The organism is Synechococcus sp. PCC 7335 (assembly GCF_000155595.1).
Classification (GTDB): domain Bacteria; phylum Cyanobacteriota; class Cyanobacteriia; order Phormidesmidales; family Phormidesmidaceae; genus Phormidesmis.
On record NZ_DS989904.1, the window covers coordinates 3,217,222 to 3,236,570 of the forward strand.

A 19,349-nucleotide genomic window follows, 5' to 3' on the forward strand; every position below is an offset into this window, starting at 1 on the left:
TCTGTTTAAATGACAACGTTTCTATGCAAATAATGCGCTTGCAGCAAAGAAGATAAAAAGGGTACCACCTAGCACAGTCAATGTTTTTTCCGATAGTTTTCCGCAGAGCCAGCGACCGCATAGGGTCGCGATCGCCGCGCATATGGCATGACCCAACACTGCTCCAAGGACGACACCCACGGGCGGATTAGCCGCTGCCAGCGCAATTGTGGCAATCTGAGTGCGATCGCCCCACTCCGCGACAAATATCAGCCCGAAGGCTTCACTCACCACTGCCAAAGGTGTTTCCTTCTGGTGCTTTTGAGTAAACCCTTGCTCAGCCTTCGCGACCGCTTGGGCAGCCGCTTTTTCTTCTTCATGTTTTTCTTCGTGGTCACTCACCGCAGGCATCTGGCTCGCTTCGTAGAGCAGCTTGATGCCAAAGAGCAAGAACAACCCAATCTCAGCCCATTTCAACACCTGTGGCGGCAGAAAAGTAGCCGCCTGCCCCATCAGCACAGACAATGTCGTCATCGCCGCTAGCGCTGAAGCCGCACCGACAAACACCCAACGGCGGGGATGACGCATCGCCAAAATAGCGGCGATAAAAAAGGTTTTATCGCCGAGTTCTGAAACGGTGATGAGTAGTAGACTGGCTGTGAAAGCAGTAAGCATCTCAAACTATGACTTTTATCTGATTGGTGATTGGACCTCACAATCCGGGCTTCAATGAAGTGATTCCATCTAGCATGCTATTTCTTGGGGATTATATCTTTCCTTCCTACTGCACGCGCTTGTACAGCGAGCGACTGACAACACCTACAAACAGCATTGCGATTGCACACCCCACATACAATATCGAACTGCCCGCACCTGCACCCGTGCCAAAAATATAGCCAAGCGGCTGCGCAGGTGATGTCATCATTGGTTCTAAGACTCGATCGGCCAATGGGCCTGCAAGTAAAGCTGCCAGGGCGCTCACGATTTGTATGATGAGATCATTGGCGGCAAACACGCGGCCTTGAATGTCTGGTTTTGTAGCTTCCATCCAGAGCGCAGTTTGAGAACTGCCCAGTAGGGGAAAATTGAAGGATGAACAGAATTGGGCTGGTAGCCAGACAAGAGGCGATCGCCCCAACCCAAACACAAGTTTACTAAGTCCTGCACCGATAAACCCAATCAACAGCCCTTTTGTACGCTGCTTTGGCCCACCCCAAGCGCTGAGGATAATCGCGCCCGTGACACCGCCGATACCGGCTGCGGTTGCGGTACTTGCTAGGACTCTAGCATCGCCATTTGTCTGGGCCAAAATCATCGGGTCGTAGATAGATTCGCCTAAGTCGTGAAAGAACCAGAACAATGCAGTGATGACGATGAGCGATCTTAACTCGCTGCGAGTCCATACGTGACGTAGGCCAAAGGTGAGCTGGCGGATAATGGAGCCAGATTCTCCGCTATATGGCGGTTGCGGAATATAAACAAACAGAAGAGTAATGATGGCAATACCAAAAGTTGCTAAATCAATGAGTAAAATGCCGGGTAGCTGGATCAGCGGATAGAGAAATCCGGCAAAGGCAGGCGAGACGATGGATGAGCCGTAGTGGACGGCTGAATTCATGCTGTTAGCGCGGGTGTATTGCGTCGGTGCAACGATGAGAGAGACGGATGTTTGGTAAGCGAGGCGCTGAATTTGGCCAAAGCCGCCGTTGATGGCAGCGGTAAGGTAGATGTGCCAAATTAAGAGAGTGTCGGTGAGATAGAGTGCGCCAATAGCAAGGGTGCAGAGAGCAGCGATCGCGTCGCTGAGAATCATGAGTTGTTTTCGATCGCACCGATCCACAATCACGCCTGCAAATAGCGCAGTCGGCAGTTGGGCGACCTCATAGAAAAAACCAACCAGTGCCAGCGCCGTAGCTGAGCCCGTGAGCTGCCAGGCCCACAGCACCAGGGCAAAATCGGTCATGTGATTGCCAATCGTCGAGACGAGCTGGCCAAACCACACTAAAACAAAAGTTCGCAAGTGTCAGGAAGCCTCACTCACAGAAATCTCGCTCACAGACTGCGGCGGCGAATCTTCCACCAGATACTTAAACAAATCGTCAATCACCGCATCTGCGGCCAGCGGATTGCCGCCGCGCCAGGTGGCTAAGTTGACGGGGTAAATCCGCCCTTGCTGCACGGCGTTCAGCTTGCTCCACAGAGGCTTTTCTCGCAGTCGATTGAACGCTTGTATTGACGCCTCATCTTCATCCACAATGGCAAAAATAATGTCGCCGTCTATAGATTCTGTAATCAGCTCTTCTGGGAAAAAGACTAGGCCATCTTCTTCTGCTTTCTGGCTGGGCGGGCGACGAAGACCAGCATCTTCTAGGATCGTGCCGCTAAATGAGTTTTGTACATCGCTCGCCCACGAGTCGCAACAAACTCTTAAAATCGATATTTCTGTGGCTTGATAGCGATCGCCCAGGGCCTCTTTTAGTGATTGAATTCGCTGCGCATAGTCCGCCCATACCTGCTCAGCCTCTGACTCTTTATTCAAGACTTCAGCAACAAAGTCAAAATGTTCTTTCCAAGAAGGATAGCCTATCCAATCGTCAACAACAGTAGGCGCGATCTGAGACATACGCTCGTAAGAGAACCCATCGTCATACATTGCAATCACCAGATCCGGCTGCAAGCTCACAATGGTTTCTAAGTTTGGTTCGTCCCCTCTGCCAACCAGCGTAATATCCTCTACTTTTCCCTGCAGATAGGGCGGCGTTTCCTCGTAATAAACAATTGTTCCCACAGGCTTTACGCCCAAAATCATCGCATTTACCAGCGTAGATGTCCCTAGCACGACTAATCTTTTGGGCGCTTCGGGCACACAGGTCTCTCCCCTAGTGTGCTGTATCATGCGACAATCCGTCGAGCCCGCTTCATTAACAGAGGCATCAGATGAAATCTGGGTCTGGCAAGCTGCGATCGCAAGACTAAGCAACAATCCTAAACAGACAGCAAAAATGCTTTTGCGGTTGAATAATGACATTAAAACTCCCATCCTACGGTTGCAAGCACCTCAAACGGCGATCCAGGAAAGATACGATCTCGCCCGTTCGCTGATTCGAAATAGCGCGTATCAAAGAGATTCTTGAAATTAAGCTGAGCGCGGAAGCTATCTCGGTTGTAGTAAACAGCCGCATCTGTGCGCAGGTAGCTAGGCACATCAAATGTGTTTTCCCGGTCGCCTGGGCGCGAACCGACATAGAACAAACCCAAGCCAAATCCAAGTCCTTCAAAGTCACCCGATTGGAGAGTGTATCTTGTCCAGACATTCGCTGTATTTTCAGCCACATTGATCAATTGATTGCCAACCGGAATGTCATTATCCTCAGTCACCTCGGCATCTGTATAGGCATAGCCCGCAATTACCTCCCATCCCGGTAAAATCTCACCTGCCACGTTTAGCTCAATGCCGCGGCTGCGCTGTTCGCCAGTTTGTACCTCAAAGTCAACATTTCGCGGGTCGGTAGTCAGTACATTGGTGCGCGTTAGGTTATAGAGCGATAGCGTCGTAGAGAGCCGATCGTTTAGCCAATTGGCTTTCGCCCCAATTTCGTACTGAGTGCCGCGTGATGGGTCAAATAGCTCACCGTCCAAGCTGCGCCCTGCCGCCTGTTCAAACGATCGGCCAAAGCTGCCGTACACCGAGACATCCTCGGTTGGCTGATACACTAATCCCACTCGCGGACTAAAGGCCGTATCGCTCTGACTGCTGCGATCATCGTTTAAAACATCCAGGCTCGACTGATTTACATAATCAACCCGTCCCCCGAGCAAAAGAATAAACTCATCTGATAACGTGATTTGATCTTGCACATAGCCACCGATACTAGTTGCCGTATCTCGAGAAGGATCGAATACATCTGTAATCTCGCCTAGCGGCTGATTGTACACAGGGTTGAAGATATCGATAGAACCAATTTCCTGCTGTAGGTAGAACGGACTAATTCCTACTTCATAAGCAAAGTCTACGCCCATGATCAGTTCGTGCTCTGCTCCTAGGGCTTTGAATTCTCCAATCGCGGCCAGCGTGGCTTCATAGCTATTCTGGGCAAAGGAATAGCCCGCCCCAGGACTGGTAATAAAGGCAGTACGCGGCTGGGTGCGAAAATCTGCCTCAAGGCTACCCGGCCCTACAGAGTCTTGATAGTCTTCTTCCCATGAGAAGCGAAAGGTGTTTTGCAAGCGCCAGTCTTCGCCAAAGCGATGCTCTAGTTCGTATCCCAATCGCAAGGTCGTGCGATCATTGCGATCAAAACTAGGTTCTCCCAGATACCGACTGCGAGGCAGTTCACCATTTGGATTCGGCAGGATTGTTCCTTCGATTGGCAACCCGCGCTCATTCGGATAGCGGGCATCTATATACTCCGCCTCAAAGATCAGGTTAGTATCGTCGCTAATATCCCAGGAGAGAACAGGTGCAACAAAGTAGCGTTCAAGACCAATTTCATCAATGAAGGTGTCAGTGCTGTATGCAGATGCGTTCAATCTATAGGCGACTGAACCATCTTCAGTCAGCGGGCCAGATAGATCGACCGCACCCTGATAGGTGTCGAAGCTGCCATAGGTAACTTCGACATCGTAAAAGGGCACAGAAAGCGGCTTTTTAGTAACAACATTGACCGCGCCCCCTGGTGCTATCTGGCCATACAGCACTGAGGCGGGTCCTCTTAGCACCTCAACACGCTCTACATTGGACAGATCTAACCCAGTGCGGCCAAGATCATTATCGGCAACGCCATTGCGCAGAAACGTGTTGCCAGTATTAAATCCACGAATCGTAAAATCAGAAAAGATATCTCTCGGAGAAGAATTGGTATTGATGCCAGGGGTATTTCTGAGCACGTCGAGTAAATCGAGGGCGCCTTGATCAGCAATCACCGCTTCGGGAATGACCTGAATCGAAGCAGGCACATCCAGCAGCAGGGTATCTGTTCTAGTGCCAACTGAAGCACTATTTGGGCTGTAGCCTTCATCCTGATCTCCAATGACCGTTAGTTGAATAGCGTCTTCAGCGTTGGCGGACGGCGCCATCCCAGGCACCACACTGAGGACTAAATTCTCTCCAACCACGCCGACTTGCACATCGGGCGGAGCGTCTGTTCCAGTGATGGCAATTTGTATGCTGTTATCTGCTCTAGCCGTGGTCTGCACTAGCGCAATGCCCTCGGCTGGGGCAAACTGGTCTGCTGCTGCAGCGTCTGATAGGTTAAGCGTTGCCTCAGGCAGGGTAATGATGAGTGCGTTACCGCTGACCTGGGTGTTTTCTACTGAAAGCGGATTTAATGACACAACTGTGAGCGTAATCCCTGTTTCTGCTGCACTAATCTGGATATCTGTAATTTCTGACACCTCAGTCGGCGCCTCAATTGAGTCGGTTGAGGCGGCTGAGTCGGTCGGCAAATCAGTCTGAACAAGCCAAGTCTCACGCTCAGATAAGTCACTGATAGCTTCTGATTGACTTATTCCATCTACTTGCCCACTGGCCAGCACAGGCATCGTCACAGATAACCAACTCATGGACACAAGGCCCAACCACATTATTTTTGCAATCGCCATTTCTCACACCGTAAACTCTTCTCACAGACAACTATCAGCCGTGAAACTTCAACAGCCTTGTCGTCGATTCAGACAGGAATTATTCTCAACTGTGCATGTCCAATAAGTTACGCTGCTTTGGAATCACATTTCTCTTCAGAACGGAATTTTTGCTCTTTGGAGCGGAATTTTTCGGTGTGGTCTGCTCTCAAGCATTAATCGGCAGCCTGCAACCACTGGTCTGGTAGCGTTTGGGAGAGAGACCAACGCACTTTTTAAACGCGCCGCTAAAGGCAGTTGGGCTGGCATACCCGACTGCTGTGGCAACGGTCGCGACAGATTGCCGTTGAGCAAGCAGCCGCCGCGCTTTTTTCATGCGCTGCTCAGTGAGATAGCCAAACACAGTAGTATCTAGCACTTGTCGAAATCCCCGTTTGAGGGTGCAGTCGTTTAGTCCAACGAGGTGAGCTAACTCCAAGAGCGAGGGTGGATTGACTAGGCGTTTCTGTAAAATCTCACAGGCGTAGTAAATACGGTCAATATCAGTGGCAGAGAATGTGGCTGGATTAGACGGCCGACAGTGGCTAAGCTGCTCTAGCTGTAGAACCAGGATTTCTAGCACTTTGCTTTCCCAAAACAGCCACCGCGTTGGGCCTTGGTAAGGACAGTTTAAGAGCTGCTGAATCACCGTGTCGGTAGCTGCTGAGGTAGGCTGCATCTGATAAAATCGCGGTGAACCGGGTCGGGTGCTCTGGAGAAGCTGGACCAGTGGCTGAGGGAGAGAGGACTGTTGTGGCGCAATCAGCGTCTCGAAGAGATGAGCACTGATGTGAATGTCGAACTTGAGCACGCGCTCCCCCGCCTGCCAGAAGAACTTGCCACCCGTTGTACTATCCCAGTCAACCTCCAAAAAGTTGTGGTAGGCCGGGGTTTCTTCGCTGCGGTTGTGGCCAATGAGCATGAAGCTGAGTTCCATGCTTAAAGAAGGTTCGCAGGCTTGGCCACTGCCAACTTCTACCAAGAGGTCATCTTGAAGGGTGTAGTTGTCTATAAGAACGCTTAGGCCAGGGCGCAGGTTGACCTCTTGGCGATATCCACAGCTGCGATCGCTTTGATCTTGCAGCGGAATTGTCCAGGGCGATCGCATCGCTTCTGTCTGGATATCAACATCAGGATGCTGGCTCAAAAATTCAGGCACAGAAATCGACAACGTCATGGAAAGCAGCTCTAATGATATTCATTGTCATCAGGATAGAGCATGATGTTGTGTATCTTGCATGCCCACATAGAAAATTCACTGATATTGAGATGCCTTTGAGCGAGGTGATCGTATTGAGCATCTCAGACGTAATGTTTTATGTGTCTACTTCTGTAATACAACCAGCGTTCCAGCCAGCATCAAACCTGTACCTAGAATAGACTTCGTCGTTAGAGGCTCGCCGAAAAACACCGCCGAAAAAATTAAAATCAAAACCAACCCTGACTTATCGATAGGTGCAACTAATGATGCTGGGCCGAGCTGCAAAGCTCTGAAATAACAAAGCCAGGAAAGTCCCGTAGCAGCCCCTGACAGCACCAAAAACAGCATTGACTTACGAGAAATATTCATCCACCCTCGCCACTCGCCTCTATGCCAAACAATTCCCCAGGCCACCGCTAAAATTACCACCGTCCGAATAGCTGTCGCCAAATTAGAATTGACTGACTCCACGCCAGCCTTGGCAAAGATTGTAGTCAGCGCTGCAAACACCGCAGACAACAACGCAAAAATCCACCAGCTTTGTTCGGCATTCATCATACGCCTACACCCACTGCGACCTTTCTCCCAATCGGAATACACAGCGGCGTTCCAGCGACCGGGTCCGCAATGATTTTACAGTCTAAATTGAATACTTCCTTCACGAGGGTTGATGTCATCACCGTGTAAGGATCTCCCTGCGCGAAGATCCCACCCGCTTTCATTGCCACCAGATGATCCGCGTAGCGACAGGCTTGGTTAAGCTCGTGCAGCACCATTACAATCGTGCGTTCTTCTCGCTGATTGAGTTCGTATAACAAATCCAATACTTCGATTTGATGAGCGAGATCAAGAAACGTCGTCGGCTCATCTAGCAGCAGAATTTGCGTGTTTTGAGCCAGTATCATAGCAATCCAAGCTCGCTGTCTTTGCCCGCCAGACAAGCTATCTACAGGCCGGTTCGATAAATCTTGCAGTTCAGTAGTCGCTAGCGCGGCTTCTACCTGTTGTTCGTCTTCCCGGCTCCATTGTTTTAGCCAACTCTGATGTGGATAGCGTCCTTGTGCGACGAGTTCTCGTACGGTTAATCCTTCAGGCGCAGAGGGGCCTTGGGGCAAGAGTCCCATTTGTCTTGCAACCGCTTTTGTCGAGAGCTTGGCAATAGAAGTGTTATCGAGATAAACAAACCCGTGTGCAGGCTTGAGCAGTCTGCCGAGTCCTTTTAACAACGTGGATTTACCGCAGCCATTGGGTCCGACAAGCGCCGTAATCTTGCCAGAGGGAATCGCGATATCTAGCGTGTCGATAATGGTTTTACCGTCGTAGCCCAAGGTGAGCTTCTGAGTTGTGAGTGCAGAGGTTGTCATGGGCGATCGCGAATGAGTAAATACAAGAAATAAGGCGCACCAATCACCGCTGTGACAATGCCACAAGGCAGCTCAATCGGCGCAAACAACAGTCTGCCAATCAGATCTGCAATAACCACAACCAGACCACCTGTCAATGCTGCGACAGGCAACAGTCCCTCATGAGAAGGGCCAACCAGCTGCCTTGCAATATGAGGAGACATCAGTCCAACAAATCCAATGGTCCCGGCTGTGGCCACCGCCGCACCAGAGAGTGCAACCGCACTGAGCAACAGCCAGCCTCGTTGCCATTCAATCCGGCTACCGAGCGACTTGGCTACCTCGTCACCCATCTGCAAAGCATTTAGCTCCCGGCTTTGCACCAAAGAAAACAGACCAAAAACAATTAGCCAGGGTGCAAACGCAATCACTTGCGCCCAGCTGCGCCCGTACACACTACCCGCCAGCCACACCAGAGCCTGACTCACATCGTAGATATTGCCAAAAGTCACCATCAGATCTGTCAGCGCGATCGCCACAAAGCTCAACCCAATCCCGACTAAAACAAGCCGGACGGGAGAACTCCCTCCTTGCCAAGCCACCAGATAAATCAAAATGGCAACGCTCAACGCGCCGCCCATCGCAGCTAGCGGCAGCAGACTAATCGGCACAGCAGGAAAAACAACAATCAGGCTGACCGCAGCCAAAGCCGCGCCCGAATTAAAGCCGATGATGTCAGGTGATGCCAGCGGATTGCGAGAGATCGCCTGAGTGAGCGTACCGGCAATTGCCAACCCGACACCGACCCCCCAAGCCACCAGTGTCCGAGGTAGCCGCAACGTATTCACAATGAAGGCATAGTCAGCATTGTCAGTTGGCAATCCAAACACCGTCCGGACCACATCCAGCGGTGGCACCGGATACTCTCCTTGCCCAACACTCCAAACCATCGCCGCCAGCGTGACAACAATCAGCCCCAGCAAAATGCCGGGAACCCGCTTGTCTAATCGTAAGGAGAGCTGATTAGTGCGAAAAACCAACCACTGCTTATTCTTTCCAGCAGTGTCCAAAGAAGTGTATTCAACCTGAGGCTTTACAGAATTCATATCAACGCCTCACCTGAGAACGCACCAAATAAACAAAAAACGGTGCACCTAAAATCGGCATCACAATTCCCACTGGTAGCTCCTGCGGCTGAATAACTAACCTTGCAACAACATCTGCCAACAACAACAAGCTCGCCCCTGCCACGGCAGAATAGGGCAGCGTCCAGCGATAGTCTGCCCCCGTCCAAAATCTCACAACGTGCGGCACAATCAACCCTAGAAAGCCGATCGGCCCTGCGATCGCCACCGACCCACCTGCCAGCAGCACAATACTCACTGCCGCAAGCCCCTTTATCCAGAGCGTATTCTGCCCTAATCCTTGCGCTGTCTCTTCTCCCAGGCTTAGCGTCGTCAGCTGCTTTCCCATCACTAACCCCAAACAGAGACCTACGGCTAAGTAAGGCAAAACCTGTACAACGAGATCCATATCTCGCCCAGCCACTGACCCTGCTAGCCAAAAGCGAATCTCTTCCAACGTCCGCTGAGAGAGAATTAGCATCGCCGTCGTGAGTGAAGAAACGAGCGCCGTTAAAGCCGCACCTGCAATCGTTAAATTCAGTGGCGTTAATCCACCTCTCCCTAGAGATCCCAATACATAGACCGTAACAGCAGCCACCGCCGCGCCGACTAGGGCGAACACCGCATACAAGCTGAGCGAACTCGTGTTGAGCCAGAAAACGCTTAGCACCACTGCAAACGCAGCACCTGAATTGATGCCTAAGATCCCCGGTTCAGCGAGTGGATTGCGAGTGAGTCCTTGCATAAGAGCGCCGGCTACTGCGATCGCTGAACCCACAAGCAGCGCCGTCAGTGACCGAGGAATTCGCACCGTGCGAATAATCAAGTGCTCAGTCGATCCATCCGGTGCGATCAGCGCCCGATAGACCTCCCCAGGGCCAATATCTGCAACGCCCAGAGCAATGCTCGCGACTAAGCAGCCTAAAAGAAGAACGATTCCTAAGAGCAGTCCCACCGATAGCAGCGCCTGAGACGAATTTCGCCAAATAGTCTGAGCTGACACTAAGCGCTCACTCTCACTAATGATAAGTATTCTCGCTAATGATATGACGATCACGCTTTTCTATCAAGGCCATCATTCAACCGCAATTCGTAAAAAGAAACCTCTCTACAATGCAGATACCTTGTTACTACATTCAAGCTTTTTCCGTATAGGAGCCAAAATACTCCGGCGATGATTCCTTCAGGGTGACAGCATTGATTTACACTGCGGTTCGGGTGAGTCAATGCTCCTTGTGGCTGCAACAAAACAGAGCTATCGAAAATTTTTGATTACCTATCTGTTGCCGCAGCGGGGTCGGGTGGTTGGGTTGGCGATCGCGCTGCTCAGTAACATTGCTCTACAGCTCGTCAATCCTCAAATCTTGCGCTACTTCATCGATACAGCGGTTGGTGGAGGCGCTCAATCACGCTTGATCATAGCGGCGTTGGGATTCATGGCGATCGCACTTATCCAACAAAGCTTGAAAATCGTCGCGACTGCTCTTAGTGAAACGATTGCCTGGAGCGCGACCAACCGACTTCGCATCGATCTAGTGCAGCACTGTCTTCAGCTTGATTTAGCCTTTAATCACGCACACACTCCCGGCGAACTTACTGAGCGAGTAGATGGTGATGTAGATGCACTCTCCCATTTTTTCTCTCAGTTTGTACTGCAGATAGTGGGTAACCTGCTGTTGGTCGTCGGCGTCTTAGTGATGCTGTGGCGAGAAGATTGGCGAGCAGGTATGAGCCTTAGCGTATTTGCTGCCGTTGCATTAGGTGTTTTGAGCTGGTTACAAACGCTAGCTGTTGAGCCCTGGCGTAAGTATCGGCAGGTCAGCGCTGAATTTTATGGTTTTGTAGGAGAGTATCTGAGCGGATTGGAAGATATTCGCGCGAATGGTGCAGTGGGCTATGTGATGCAGCGCTGCTATCGCATGTTGAGAGTTTGGCTGAAGGCTTTTCACGGGGCTAGGTTTACAAGTACCCTACTGTGGGGGACAACGGTGGGCTTGTTCTCTATGGGGACAGCGATCACACTCGCGTTAGGTGCCTATTTGTGGAGTCGCGGCGCCATTACGATTGGCACCGTTTATCTGTTGTATTATTACGCAACGTTGCTAGAAGAACCCATAGAAAGCATTCGAGAAGAACTAGAACAGTTTCAACAAGCAGCAGCTAGCTTTGAACGCATTCAAGACTTGTTTCAGCAACGAAGTCGTTTGCGCTTGGCCTATTCACGTTTAGACAAGCAGGCTGTATTACCGAAAGGCCCATTGTCAGTAAAGTTTGAGGCCGTTCAGTTTGGATACAGAACAGAGCCAACGCTAAAAAACATAACGTTTGAACTTCCGGCAAGTCAGACGCTAGGCATATTAGGACGTACGGGCAGCGGTAAAAGTACAATTGCTCGGCTGTTATTACGGCTATATGATATCCAGCAAGGTGCGATTTGTTTGAGTGACGTCAATATCGCTGAGATTGCGCCAAACTCACTTTCTCGCTATGTAGTTCTAGTCACTCAAGACGTACAGCTTTTTCAAACGACGGTCCGTAACAATCTCACCTTTTTCAATTCTCATGTTTCAGATGAACAAATATTAGAAACGCTAGATTATCTGGGCTTAACGCCATGGTTAGAGAGTCTACCGCAAGGATTATATACAGAGCTGGGAGCTGATAGCAGTGGACTATCGGCAGGACAAGCTCAGCTGTTGGCGTTGGCGCGGGTCTTCTTGAAAGATGTCTTAGAAGATGTCGGGCTGGTGATATTAGATGAGGCATCTTCCAGGTTAGATCCGACAACGGAAGTTTTAGTGGAGCAAGCTGTGGACAGACTTTTGTGTACTAGCGGAGCCACTACAGCGACGCATCGTCGTACTGGCATCATTATTGCGCACCGACTGAAAACAATTATGCGAGCAGACCAGATATTGATTCTAGAGCAGGGACAGGTGGTTGAGTATGGTGATCGCATCGTCCTCATGCAAAATCCTTACTCGCGCTTCTCACAGCTACTCAAGGCTAATTCAGCCTCATTGCCAAACCAATTTGCTTGACGGCAGCTGTAGTCAGGAACTATTCTCAATAGAAGCTCCCTAGTCAACCCTGTCTTCACCTAAGCTAGCAATCGTATGGCCATTAAAATCTCCCGTGCAGATTACGATTTACTTTGGCAACAGGCAAATCCATCACTCAAAATGTCTGAAGAGAATGATTTTTTCGAGGTGCGATCGCTTGCTCCCGAACAGATAGGTCAGGGCTACATCCAAAAGATTCAGTGGTCCGGCATCGAGCTGATGATTTTTAATTACCGTCTCCACGATGATTTGTTTGTAAAAACAAAAGCGCACCACACGAGCGATCCGTGCCGCGAGATTGGGTTCAACCTATCCGGTAATCGCTGCGGAAAACACACAGGTGAAAGCTTTATTGAGTGGGGACACAATGAGTATGACAGCGATACAGAATGGACGTCTGTTACCTATGCCAATGACGAGATTCGAAAGGTAGACATTCACTTAAACTCGTCCGAATCCTTAACACAGACAGTTTCGGACACATTAAACCGATTACCCAGGGCTATCTCTCAAAAAGTTACAACAGGAAGCTACACTGAGGAAATCAACAGAATCACACCCGCGATGCGAGTGGCTTTAGAGCAGATTTTTTGCTGTCCCTTTCAGGGTAAAACTAAGCAGCTTTATTTGGAGAGCAAGTGTCTGGAGCTGATTGCGCTCAAGTTAGAACAGATTCAAGGGATTCACACACAAAGCAATGCCGCTGTTCTAGGACCAGATGACATTGAACGTATTTATCTCGCCGAAAATATTCTCACTCAAGAGATAGAAAATCCACCTTCGCTAGTCTTACTCGCCAAAAGAGTGAAACTCAATGAGCATAAGCTCAAAGTCGGCTTTCGGCAGGTGTTCGACACAACCGTATTTGGCTACTTACACCGGTACCGTATGGAAAAAGCTCGCCAGTTGCTAGACCAGCAGCGAATGAATGTGAAAGAAGTTTCTAGGGCCGTAGGATATGCAAATCAAAGCCGATTTGCGGTTGCTTTTCGCAGAGAGTTTGGAATCAATCCTAAGGCTTATTTCCTTAGCCGCCGATCCGGTTGGGGCGAAAAACGATCCGGTTGAGTAGAATTTTACGCACTGGATATATTTCATTTGTCTGTAACCTATTAGCAAGCATTCTCAATAGCGGCACTTTTCCGCTTTTGAGCGTAGGTGTGTGGAGCAAGAGAAATGAAGTTGACAATAGGAAAAGAGCGTTTAACGGCTCGCAGATTAATAGATCTAGTGACGAGATCACTGCTCGGGGCAATGTTATGCATCGGCGTTGAAGCTATAAGCATTCGGTCTGCCTGGGCAAGCGAACAAAACCCGGGGGACTGGTTTGCACAGATCAGCGAGCCAACATCGCAAGAAATTACTGGTCTGCAGATTCTTGAGACAGACGCTGGCTTTGAGATTGTTTTAGTGACTGAAGGAAGCTTGCCTGCAGCGTCTGTTTCTACAGTTGGTAATGCTGTTGTGCTGGAGATTGCGGATGCTGTGCTGGCATTGTCAGAGGGCGATCGCTTTGAGGAGTTTAGCCCCGCAGAAGGGGTTGCGCTGGTGCAAGTGTCGAACACAGTGGGTGGTGTTGAAATTGCCATCACAGGCACAGATGCGCCGCCTGTTGTAGAGTCTAGCTCTGGGCCTCAAGGCTTCTCAGTCAGCGTGTTTCCGGGTGTTGCAATCACAGATAACACTTTGGAAGAGTCTTCAGAAGATGAAATCCAATTAACGGTTACGGCGACCCGCCGAGAAGAAACACTAGACGATATCCCAAGATCGGTTACCATTATCACCCGAGAAGACCTCGAAGCACAAACGGCACTCAGCCGCCGCAATGTTGAAGATATTTTGTCTCGGCTCATTCCAGGGGCTAGCCCACCTTCTGGGAGAACGTTAGGAACGTTCAATCTGCGAGGGCAAGAGGTTAGCATTCTGATTGATGGCATCCCGCAGGATACTAATAGTAATGCAACGTTCTCTGCTCCCTTAGCAGGACTTGATCCTTCTACCATCGAGCGGATTGAAGTGGTGCGTGGTCCTAATGCTATCTTTGGCGGGCAGGCTATTGGCGGCGTGGTGAATATCATCACCCGTCAGCCTGCTGAAGATGAGCTTGTTCATACCACAGAACTCGGCATTAGCTCAGCGCTGACGAATGCCAATGAAGGCCAGGGGTACACCGTATCTCAACAGATTTCAGGTAGAAGTGGAGCCGTTGATTTCACGGGCGGTGTTACCTTTGACTTTGTGGGACAGTCGTATGATGCAGAGGGCGATCGCGTTGGTGATGCTTTCAGCTTTGACAACACCCGCAGCCTGAATGGATTGTTGAATATAGGGGTCAACCTTAGCGAGCAAGAGCGCCTACAGCTTAGAGCAAACTACACCCAGTCCAGACGAGTATCCGACTTTGTTTCTGACGAAAGTATTGCTGACATTCCAGGAATACAAAAGGCGCGACTGATTCGCCGCCCGGATGGAACACAAATTATTGGCGCGGAAGACGACACCCGATTTGATAATACGAACATATCACTCAGCTACAGTGATGAAAATCTCTTTGGTAGTGAGTTTTTAGGACAGCTGTATTACCGCTCCTATTCAACAGATGGTGGATTCCCGTCCGACAATCGGTTGTTTGGGGGGACCACTATCTCATTTCAGCGAGGCGAAACAGAGCAGTTTGGCACACGCCTACAGGTCGATACGCCTTTTAATGAGGAAGAAACTTTGAGCTTACTGTGGGGCTTAGACTATAGCCAGGACAGGATTTTTCAAAACTCAGTATTCTTTGACACAGAGGAATTTGACAACAGCGGTGGCCTAATTTTTCGGCAGACTGAAGAAGCCGCCTTTATTCCACCATACGACTTTAGTGACTTGGGGCTATTTGCTCAGATGCAATGGGAGCCGACGGATCGGTGGACTCTCAACGGCGGCACTCGCTATGTGAATCTTCAGGCTAGCGTCGATGACTATCAGGCGATTAGTCTCTTTAGCGAAGACCCCCCGAGAGATATTGAAGGGGGCAGTGTCAATGCTGACGGATTTGTTTTTAATGTCGGTACCGTATACGACTTTGCGGATAACGTGAGTGCATTTGCCAGCTTCGGACAAGGTTTTTCTTTTCCTGATTTAGGTCGTGTGCTCAGGCGACCTCCAGGTGAAATTGATAGCTTTGCCGACACGATTGATCTCAACTCGCCGGTTAGAGTAGATAATTACGAGCTAGGTATCAGAGGAAACTGGAACACTGTTCAAACTTCGCTAGCAGGCTTTTTTAACTATTCTGATTCAGGGTTTGATCTGTTGTTCAATGAGGACGGTACGCTACGGAATGTGCGTGCGCCTCGCCGGGTGTATGGGGTAGAAGGCACGGTAGACTGGCAGCCAGCTTCAAATTGGCGTTTAGGTAGCACGCTGTCGTGGCAAGAAGGTGAACTAGATGAAGACAATGACAGCGAGTTTTTAGCGTTTGATAGTTTCACAATTTCACCGATAAAAGCAACTGCCTATATTGAAAATCAGACCACAACAAACTGGCGAAATCGCCTTCAGCTTTTGTATTCTGGCAATCGCAGTCGCGGCTTTGACGATGGTAACGATGGCGCACCCATTGACGCATATCTGACGGTAGATTTGCTGAGTACGCTAGATGTGGGCAATGGAGAAGTGAGCCTTGGCGTTCGCAACCTCTTTAATGCGCTTTATTTTCCAGTGGAGGCTCAGGCAGTCGCTCCCTTTTTCGACCCTGGAAACTATGCGGGTTCAGGCACTAGCCTAAGTCTTTCCTACAAATTCACATGGTAAGTGTCACGATGTCGATTCGTCGCGCTCTAAGATTTATAGGGTTATTTAGCCTTGTTGTTTTACTTTGTTGGGGCTGTGGAAACTATCGTACGTCTGATTCGTCTGTGATCACACTCACTTCATCAGATTGTCGCCTCGTTGATCATGACGCAGGCGAAACAGAAGTCTGCGGAGATCCTGAAGTGGTTGTAGCCCTTAGCCCTTACATTCTCGACATAATGCTCTCACTAGGCGAAGAACCTGCTGGCTACAGTGCGGCAGACTTAGATCCGGCCATGCTAGGCCAGCCTAAGTTTGACCAACCCAGTCAACAGATTCCATACGTGGGCGAGCTGATGATTGGTACGCCCGTTAATTTGGGCGATCGCCACAACCCTTCCTTAGAAGCCTTAGCCCAGCTAAATCCAGATCTCATTTTGGGTGAAGCTTGGCAGGGCGAGCTGGGTAAATATGAGCTATTTTCTCATATCGCGCCGACTGTACTTGTCGATGATAAAAAAGGTGGCTGGCAAAGAACCCTTCCCTTTTTGGCCAAGGCATTAAACGTAGAACAGCAGATAGAACAAATCAATGCTGAATACGATACCCGAATCGAAGACGTTCGTCAGCAGCTAGCATCTGTTGTAAAAGATCATTCTCGGGTTTTAGTCATTAGTTCTGGTGAGTTATCAGGCGCGATCTTCACTTATAACAACAGCGAATTTTCGAGGCTGTTAGAAGATTTGGGTTTTGAAGTGGTTCAGGTAGCAGAAAACAAGCTGAGTGACGATTCTGTCATCTCTATTGAAGCGCTCCCTAGCGTTGAGACTGACATCGTAATGGTCGTAGGCTGGGATGATGAGGTCAGCAGTGATATAGAAGGCCTTAAAGCCCGTCAGCGGGAGTGGGAGCAATCGCCTCTCTTACAGCGAATGTCCGCATCTGAGGCAGGGCGCGTTTACTTTATAGATGCCCGACTCTCTACCCTTCGCGGTCCGCTTGCTGCCAATGCAATCCTTGAAAACTATCTCGATCAGCTATCGAGCCTGAATTGACTGTGTGGCTTTGCAGGCAAAAGTATAAGGTAGTCAGACTAGACATCACCGGCTTAATTTGGGAATCAACATAGGATGGCATGCAACTAGGTAAGCTTGGCTTAGCATAGCCAAATCAAAGCGAAGCGCGAACGTCACTCCTAGCCCCTTTATTGGGCTTTATTTCGATAGCCTCGATTTCCAATCGTGGGGCGATTCTCAAGCGTAGATAGCCTGAGTAGTTACAAATGAACTTATCTTTCTCAAGATAAAAGCGATTGAAAATTGATATTGGCGTGATATCATTTAATCCTATGGCTATAGTCATGACTACGGTCACTTTGATGCAAGCTAAAATACTTGAAAAGTTCGCAATGAAAGCTATCTCCAAAAGCAAACTCAAAAGTAAGCTGTTAGAGTTTTTACGCTTCGTAGAATCGGAAGGCGAAGAACTCGTGGTGACCGACAGAGGCAACCCCGTCGTCAAGATTGTGAAGTACGCCGAGTCGCCTTCAACAGAAGCGCTCTTTGGTGACATGAGAGGGAAAGTCCAATATTTTGAAGACCTGACAGCGCCAACTAGCGATGAATGGGAAGAGCTATGAGTATCGTACTCGACACCTGCGCGCTCATTTGGTGGAGTCTGGATCCGGTTAAGCTCTCAGATAACGCGAAGCAATCCTGCGAGCAGATGGAGAAAGACAAGTGCGGTCTGGTTTCATCTATTTCGCTCTGGGAAATTGCAATCAAAATAAAGAACAAAAAGTTAGATTTAGGTGTAGATCTCGATATCTATTTGGCCGCGCTTAAAAAGTCTGATGTTGTTCGGATCGTTCCAGTTGATGAAAAGACTTGGATAGAGAGCGTGAGACTAGAGTGGTCGCATCGAGACCCAGCAGATCGGGTTGTGGTTACGCTAGCTCATAGCTATCAGGCTTCGCTTGTGACCTCCGATAAAGAGATAAGAAATTTCTACTCCAATGTGGCCTGGTAATGTTGTTTGAGTCTGTGCTTACTACCGAAGCTAACGCCAGCTTTATCAGATAGACATCATCGAACCAATTTAGGAACCAGCTTGACGATTCACACTGTAATCATTATTCTTTGCGAGCTTCTCAAAATGCTTTGCCCCTTAAAGTAGGCTGAATGATAGCTATCATCCTCTCGCCCTCATTCCTTTGAGTTAAGTGTTCACTTAGTTTTTCTCTATCAGGTACTTGAACAGGTCATCAATAACTGCGTCCGCAGCGATAGGACCGCTACCAATCCAGTAGCGAGGAACCACATAGACCTGATTATTTTGCACGGCCTTTAGCTGCTGCCATAGGGGATTAGCCTGCAGCTCTTCTAGTTTTTGTTGAGCTTCTTGAGCAGTTGCATCATCTTCTGCCGTCCAGACAAATATGACATCTCCATCTATTTGGTCGAGCGCTTCAAAGCTAATAGGTGCCTGAATTTGGTTTTGAAAACGCTGCAATGCTTGATCAGCGCTAATGTCTTGACCTTCAGGGCGAGCGACGCCTGCATCTTGTAATATTGTGCCAATAAAAGACTCTCGAAAATATTGATAGACCGAATCTGGATAGACACGCACAACAGAAACTGTGAACGAAGACAGCTTATCTGCGCCATACTTTGCCTCGAACTGCTGCTTAAAGTTCTCTAGCCGCAGATAATAGTTGTCCATAACCTGCTGTGCGGACTCCTCTCTATTGAGCGTCTCAGCATACTTTTGAAAAACATCCTTCCACAAACCGCTATGCTCAAACTCAAAGAATACGGTAGGCGCAATTTGAGAGGTTTGTCTGTACAAGCTAACTGGAAAATCGGAGCCCAATATCAAATCTGGCTTTAGTGGCAGCATTCGTTCTAAACTTGGACGCTTTGATTCACCCAGGTCAACGATGTCTTCTAGTTTCTCTAGCGGGTAGTCGTTACCGATCCACTGAATGTCAGTACTGGCAACGGGCTGTATGCCTAGCGCGATCGCATTTTCCAGAGAAACGGCATCTAAGGTCGCCAGTCGCTCGACTCGCTCAGGCATGCAGGTCTCACCCGCGACATGCTCCACTGGGTAGCAGGCAGTGACGGATTGAGCGACCTTTAGGTTATTTTCTGGTTGGCAGGCAATTAGGAGATAAGCCCAAAGCAATCCGACCAAGAAAAATAAAATTGTGCGAGATAATCTAAAGCGGAAAGAGACCATA

General features: G+C 49.3%; 16 protein-coding genes. 6 read left to right on the top strand and 10 right to left on the bottom strand.

From position 1 onward, the window contains the following. Positions 1–21: 21 nt before the first annotated feature. The 9 genes from S7335_RS13900 to S7335_RS13940 form a co-directional block, all read right to left on the bottom strand. Positions 22–654 carry a TMEM165/GDT1 family protein gene (locus S7335_RS13900; protein WP_006453787.1) on the bottom strand — a complete coding sequence of 211 codons (633 nt, stop codon included), beginning with the start codon at positions 652–654 and terminating at the stop codon, positions 22–24. 106 nt (positions 655–760) lie between these two features. Continuing rightward, positions 761–1,999, bottom strand: a complete 1,239-nt coding sequence (locus S7335_RS13905) for an MFS transporter (RefSeq protein ID WP_038016246.1) — start codon at positions 1,997–1,999, stop codon at positions 761–763. A gap of 3 nt (positions 2,000–2,002) precedes the next feature. Further along, on the bottom strand, positions 2,003–3,007 hold the full coding sequence (locus tag S7335_RS13910) for an ABC transporter substrate-binding protein (protein WP_006454990.1): 1,005 nt from the start codon (positions 3,005–3,007) through the stop codon (positions 2,003–2,005). Next, on the bottom strand, positions 3,007–5,541 hold the full coding sequence (locus tag S7335_RS13915; protein ID WP_038018381.1) for a TonB-dependent siderophore receptor: 2,535 nt from the start codon (positions 5,539–5,541) through the stop codon (positions 3,007–3,009). The genes S7335_RS13910 and S7335_RS13915 overlap by 1 nt, the downstream gene beginning before the upstream one ends. Before the next feature lie 226 nt (positions 5,542–5,767). Further along, on the bottom strand, positions 5,768–6,775 hold the full coding sequence (locus S7335_RS13920) for an AraC family transcriptional regulator (RefSeq protein ID WP_006456899.1): 1,008 nt from the start codon (positions 6,773–6,775) through the stop codon (positions 5,768–5,770). 147 nt (positions 6,776–6,922) lie between these two features. After that, positions 6,923–7,354 (bottom strand): EamA family transporter, encoded by a 432-nt coding sequence (locus S7335_RS13925; protein ID WP_006453839.1) that lies wholly within the window; start codon positions 7,352–7,354, stop codon positions 6,923–6,925. After that, positions 7,354–8,163, bottom strand: a complete 810-nt coding sequence (locus S7335_RS13930) for an ABC transporter ATP-binding protein (protein ID WP_006454390.1) — start codon at positions 8,161–8,163, stop codon at positions 7,354–7,356. The genes S7335_RS13925 and S7335_RS13930 overlap by 1 nt, the downstream gene beginning before the upstream one ends. Continuing rightward, entirely contained in the window at positions 8,160–9,248 is a 1,089-nt protein-coding gene (locus tag S7335_RS13935; RefSeq protein WP_006456126.1) for an iron ABC transporter permease, read from the bottom strand. Before S7335_RS13935 ends, S7335_RS13930 begins: the two co-directional genes overlap by 4 nt. A 1-nt stretch (position 9,249) precedes the next feature. Then, on the bottom strand, positions 9,250–10,269 hold the full coding sequence (locus S7335_RS13940) for an iron ABC transporter permease (RefSeq protein WP_006453512.1): 1,020 nt from the start codon (positions 10,267–10,269) through the stop codon (positions 9,250–9,252). Between the two features lie 223 nt (positions 10,270–10,492). Here S7335_RS13940 and S7335_RS13945 point away from each other — a divergent pair, with 223 nt between their 5' ends. The 6 genes from S7335_RS13945 (at position 10,493) to S7335_RS13970 (ending at position 18,136) form a co-directional block, all read left to right on the top strand. Further along, entirely contained in the window at positions 10,493–12,307 is a 1,815-nt protein-coding gene (locus tag S7335_RS13945) for an ABC transporter ATP-binding protein (RefSeq protein WP_050765890.1), read from the top strand. Positions 12,308–12,382: 75 nt separating this feature from the next. Then, entirely contained in the window at positions 12,383–13,396 is a 1,014-nt protein-coding gene (locus S7335_RS13950) for a helix-turn-helix transcriptional regulator (RefSeq protein WP_006455752.1), read from the top strand. Positions 13,397–13,504: 108 nt separating this feature from the next. Next, the gene (locus tag S7335_RS13955) at positions 13,505–16,129 is read left to right on the top strand and encodes a TonB-dependent receptor (RefSeq protein WP_157620239.1); all 2,625 of its coding nucleotides are present in this window, start codon (positions 13,505–13,507) and stop codon (positions 16,127–16,129) included. Then, a complete protein-coding gene (locus tag S7335_RS13960) occupies positions 16,123–17,163 on the top strand; it encodes an iron-siderophore ABC transporter substrate-binding protein (RefSeq protein ID WP_050765891.1) in 1,041 nt (346 codons plus the stop codon). The genes S7335_RS13955 and S7335_RS13960 overlap by 7 nt, the downstream gene beginning before the upstream one ends. Positions 17,164–17,516: 353 nt before the next feature. Further along, positions 17,517–17,747 (top strand): type II toxin-antitoxin system Phd/YefM family antitoxin, encoded by a 231-nt coding sequence (locus tag S7335_RS13965; protein ID WP_038018394.1) that lies wholly within the window; start codon positions 17,517–17,519, stop codon positions 17,745–17,747. Continuing rightward, positions 17,744–18,136 carry a type II toxin-antitoxin system VapC family toxin gene (locus S7335_RS13970; protein ID WP_038016248.1) on the top strand — a complete coding sequence of 131 codons (393 nt, stop codon included), beginning with the start codon at positions 17,744–17,746 and terminating at the stop codon, positions 18,134–18,136. The genes S7335_RS13965 and S7335_RS13970 overlap by 4 nt, the downstream gene beginning before the upstream one ends. A gap of 201 nt (positions 18,137–18,337) precedes the next feature. On the opposite strand, the gene S7335_RS13975 is transcribed toward S7335_RS13970, so the two are convergent. Next, positions 18,338–19,348, bottom strand: a complete 1,011-nt coding sequence (locus S7335_RS13975) for an iron-siderophore ABC transporter substrate-binding protein (protein WP_006455211.1) — start codon at positions 19,346–19,348, stop codon at positions 18,338–18,340. Between the last annotated feature and the right edge of the window lies 1 nt (position 19,349).

What these genes read in the sequence shown, in the direction of transcription:
- S7335_RS13900 (WP_006453787.1), bottom strand. Translation starts at nt 654, where the DNA reads ATGCTTACTGCTTTCACAGCCAGTCTACTACTCATCACCGTTTCAGAA.
- S7335_RS13910 (WP_006454990.1), bottom strand. Translation starts at nt 3,007, where the DNA reads ATGTCATTATTCAACCGCAAAAGCATTTTTGCTGTCTGTTTAGGATTG.
- S7335_RS13915 (WP_038018381.1), bottom strand. Translation starts at nt 5,541, where the DNA reads ATGAGTTGGTTATCTGTGACGATGCCTGTGCTGGCCAGTGGGCAAGTA.
- S7335_RS13920 (WP_006456899.1), bottom strand. Translation starts at nt 6,775, where the DNA reads ATGACGTTGTCGATTTCTGTGCCTGAATTTTTGAGCCAGCATCCTGAT.
- S7335_RS13925 (WP_006453839.1), bottom strand. Translation starts at nt 7,354, where the DNA reads ATGAATGCCGAACAAAGCTGGTGGATTTTTGCGTTGTTGTCTGCGGTG.
- S7335_RS13930 (WP_006454390.1), bottom strand. Translation starts at nt 8,163, where the DNA reads ATGACAACCTCTGCACTCACAACTCAGAAGCTCACCTTGGGCTACGAC.
- S7335_RS13935 (WP_006456126.1), bottom strand. Translation starts at nt 9,248, where the DNA reads ATGAATTCTGTAAAGCCTCAGGTTGAATACACTTCTTTGGACACTGCT.
- S7335_RS13945 (WP_050765890.1), top strand. Translation starts at nt 10,493, where the DNA reads ATGCTCCTTGTGGCTGCAACAAAACAGAGCTATCGAAAATTTTTGATT.
- S7335_RS13950 (WP_006455752.1), top strand. Translation starts at nt 12,383, where the DNA reads ATGGCCATTAAAATCTCCCGTGCAGATTACGATTTACTTTGGCAACAG.
- S7335_RS13955 (WP_157620239.1), top strand. Translation starts at nt 13,505, where the DNA reads ATGAAGTTGACAATAGGAAAAGAGCGTTTAACGGCTCGCAGATTAATA.
- S7335_RS13960 (WP_050765891.1), top strand. Translation starts at nt 16,123, where the DNA reads ATGGTAAGTGTCACGATGTCGATTCGTCGCGCTCTAAGATTTATAGGG.
- S7335_RS13965 (WP_038018394.1), top strand. Translation starts at nt 17,517, where the DNA reads ATGAAAGCTATCTCCAAAAGCAAACTCAAAAGTAAGCTGTTAGAGTTT.
- S7335_RS13970 (WP_038016248.1), top strand. Translation starts at nt 17,744, where the DNA reads ATGAGTATCGTACTCGACACCTGCGCGCTCATTTGGTGGAGTCTGGAT.
- S7335_RS13975 (WP_006455211.1), bottom strand. Translation starts at nt 19,348, where the DNA reads ATGGTCTCTTTCCGCTTTAGATTATCTCGCACAATTTTATTTTTCTTG.